This window comes from Novipirellula sp. (assembly GCF_041583735.1).
Taxonomy (GTDB): Bacteria; Planctomycetota; Planctomycetia; order Pirellulales; family Pirellulaceae; genus Novipirellula.
This window is the reverse complement of sequence record NZ_JBFHFD010000827.1, coordinates 1-3,215: the sequence shown is the minus strand read 5'-3', so window position 1 is coordinate 3,215 and position 3,215 is coordinate 1. Positions and strand designations below refer to the sequence as shown.

4 protein-coding genes are annotated in these 3,215 nt (G+C 56.0%); 1 reads left to right on the top strand and 3 read right to left on the bottom strand.

What is annotated here, in order from left to right:
• From ABX962_RS33345 to ABX962_RS33335, 3 genes are all read right to left on the bottom strand, one after another.
• A partial coding sequence (locus ABX962_RS33345; RefSeq protein ID WP_372725992.1) for a hypothetical protein occupies nt 1-197 on the bottom strand: 197 nt, incomplete at its 3' end.
• A gap of 16 nt (nt 198-213) precedes the next feature.
• Complete coding sequence (locus ABX962_RS33340) at nt 214-1,614, bottom strand: VWA domain-containing protein (RefSeq protein ID WP_372725991.1); 1,401 nt, start codon at nt 1,612-1,614, stop codon at nt 214-216.
• A gap of 463 nt (nt 1,615-2,077) precedes the next feature.
• A complete protein-coding gene (locus tag ABX962_RS33335) occupies nt 2,078-2,839 on the bottom strand; it encodes an SDR family NAD(P)-dependent oxidoreductase (protein ID WP_372725990.1) in 762 nt (253 codons plus the stop codon).
• A 227-nt stretch (nt 2,840-3,066) separates the two neighbouring features.
• Between ABX962_RS33335 and ABX962_RS33330 the strand changes: the two genes are divergently transcribed.
• The coding region (locus ABX962_RS33330) for a DUF1579 family protein (protein WP_372725993.1) at nt 3,067-3,215 on the top strand (149 nt) is incomplete at its 3' end.

The following is a 3,215-nucleotide window of genomic DNA, read 5'->3' as shown; positions in this document are numbered from 1 at the left end:
ACCGGTTGCTCGGGTGACGTTCCCGCAGCGGTATTCGTTGGCTCAGGCGGTTCGTCTTGCTGCAGCGTGGCAACAAGTCGCCCCTTGGGCGAGATGAACAACGTCGATCCGCAATCACAGCGAATGACCGACGCCGCTTGGCTATCGTCCAACGGATGGGGTTTCAAACAGACTGGGCACGCCGCTTTGCAACTCATGATCGTTCCGTGATCCTTACTTTTTCTTTAGCGGCAAGGTGATGCCCCAAATTGGTCCACGAACACTGTTCCGCGGCCGCGGATATTTCTGAGCCATCAGCGCTCCCTCGGGCATCACGCCGACATCTTGGTAGTTGCCTCGATGAGCTTTGGCCAGCTTTTGAAAGGACTCGGCGTTTTTCTTGTCGACCTCCATCCCTCGCGTATGGATTAAAATTCGCTCGTGTGGATTGTTGGTAAAGTAGACATCGGCTCCATCGGTAAACGCTCCGTCGCCGAGGATGTAGATTACATCCGGATCCAGATCGATCGCCGCCTGGATCGCCTTTCTGCCTCGAGTCTGCAAACAGAGCGGGACTGTTTGTAGCCATTGCCCCAGCAAGTTTTTGTTTCGCTGAGTGGCCGGGACCAGCGTCTTGACGGTGTTGGGGTGCATCATGCCGTAGGCGGTGTCGCTATAGAAAATGACATAGAAGCGTTGTTTGGGTGTCAATTGATTGACGGTCAACATCAATTGAATCAGCGCCGTCTCGAAGCGGCCTTTGGTCATGCTGTTGGAATTGTCGATCACGAAGACATAGTTGATCGCACTAAATTTGCTTCCAAAGACCGTGGGTTTTCCGGCCGTCTTTGCCATGGCATCGCCATCTTCGGCGGCTGCCTTGGCAGGCGCTGCGGGCGGCTTGATCGCCAGACCGCTGACGTTGGCAAGAAAGTCGGGAGATTCGATCGGTTCGGCAGCTTCAGCCGCTTCGGCCGCCGGAGCTGGTTCCGGCTCCGATGTTTCGGTTGGCTCCGTAATCTCGAGCGGCTGGACATCGATGATCACCTCTTCGACAATCGCGTCGTTGTTCGACGGTGACGCCATTAATACCAATTGGTCAGGCTGCTCGGTCACCAAGAACATGCTCGCCAATAGCAACAAGATCGCTACATGGACCGCGATGCTGATGCCGCTGCCACTGAGTTGTCGGACCAGTTTGGCTTTGCGGGCTTGCAACCAAAATTGCACGATCAATGCGTATTTACGCCAGCCGGATTCCTCGGCGATTTGTGACTCTTGCTCGAGCCTCGTTTGCTCGGCTAATTGTTCGGACTGGCTCAGTCCCTCCAGCACCGCGAGCGGATCAAGCTCTGTAACCGACGTCGATTCGGTGAGCACGACGCCGGAACGCTTCGAGTCCGCGTCCTCAAGTACCAGAGCGGCATTGGCTGGCAAACGTGTTGCCGTCAGATCGCTTGGTCCATCCGGTGTTGGCGAGGGTGATGTTGGCGAGGGGGGCGGCTGCACAGGCGGCAGCGACGCAGGCCCCTTTCGTTCTCTTGCCAATAAATCGCGGCCACCGTCGGCAACCAAGGACTTGGCACTGTCCATCGGCAACTCATACAGCTGGTCGCCTTTTTGAATAACGGTCATTCCCCGCTCGGCGGGACGGTAAAAGCCCTCTGCCTGCAAGCTGGAGAATTCCCCCTTGGGGATCAGAAAAAACTCCAGCCCATTAGAGACCAAGATAAATCGGTCGGTACCGCGCCCGGAGCCGGAAGTTGAAGCCGTCAAGGATGAGTGATCAGACAGAGAAGACATAGCGTCCATTATAGCAGTACAAGATAAGGCTGCCGTCTCGCTTCTGCCATCAATCCGCCGAAGGGGATTCCCATAAATGTCGAGGAACGCCGAATCGTTTGGGGGCTTTAGGAGACCACCGTTGAAACGGAACGGCGGTAGAGTCTGTACCCAAAAATCCCCTCTTCGACGGGAAAACCTGTGATTGGACAGGATCTCGCAATCACAGCCATCCACCGACGGAACTGGGGGATCACTCCACTTGGGGATCACTCATCATTGCCTGCCATCGACATCCATCTCGTCGGGGGGCCGGCTATAGTGTTTGCCCCCCATCGACGGAGAGCAATTGGCCGGTGATCATGCCAGCGTCGATCGCGAGAAACAGCACCGCGTCGGCGATGTCGCTCGGTATCGAGGCGCGCGGAACGGGGAGAGTCGCCACCATTTCGTCCAGATCCCAATCGGGATTGCCTTCACGAATCCAACGTGAATCGATGGGGCCTGGGCAAACTGCATTGACGCGGACTTTCGGAGCGAGCACGCGGGCGAGCGATTTGGTCATCGTATTGAGCCCCGCCTTGCTGGCACAGTAAGCGATCGAGGATCCTTTGCCGGTTTCGCCTGCCACGGAGCTGACGTTGACGACCGCCCCGCCATCGCCAGCGACGAGCAATTTTGCTGCGGCACGGGTGACAAAAAACGGGCCTTTTAAGTTCACCCCCAGGATTTGGTCCCACATCGATTCGGTCATCCCCGGCAAATCATCGTGATCGATGATGTGGGTCATTGCAGCGTTGTTGACCAGCGCATCCAACCGTCCAAATTCCGATTCGATCTGGTTCATCATCTTGCCGACCGCGCCGTCGTCAGAGACATCGCAGCGGAGTGTCAGGACTGCAGCACCGGCACTGGCGACGTGGTTGGCTGTCTCTTCCGCTTCGGCTGCGCTGCGGGAATAGTTCACCACAACGTCGTAACCGCGAGCGGCGAACTGTAACGCACACGCACGTCCAACCCCTGTGGCGCTTCCTGTGACCAAGGCGACGGGACGGTTCGATTCCGAGTCGGGCTTCATCTCAATTCTTTCGGTTTCCAAGCGGTCGCTGCACGATTTCGCTATTCGATGATAAGCATTCGGCGATAAAATCTGTATAAATATTACCCACACATCGCCCAGCCGGTGACAGGACGTGCATGCATAAAAACAAATCGGCAAGGCGATTACCGAGTTGCTGTCCCTTTTCAGTCCAAGCAAGTCTTCGGTCCAAACAAGTCTTCGGTCCAAACGAGTAAGGAACAATTATGTTTGCTAAACCGCAATCCGAGCACCACTGGCTCGATCAACTGATTGGTAAGTGGAGTCTTCAACACGAATGCAAAATGCCAGACGGCAATACATCGATGACCACGGGAAAAATTGAATGTCGCTCGCTAGGCGGGATGTGGTTGGT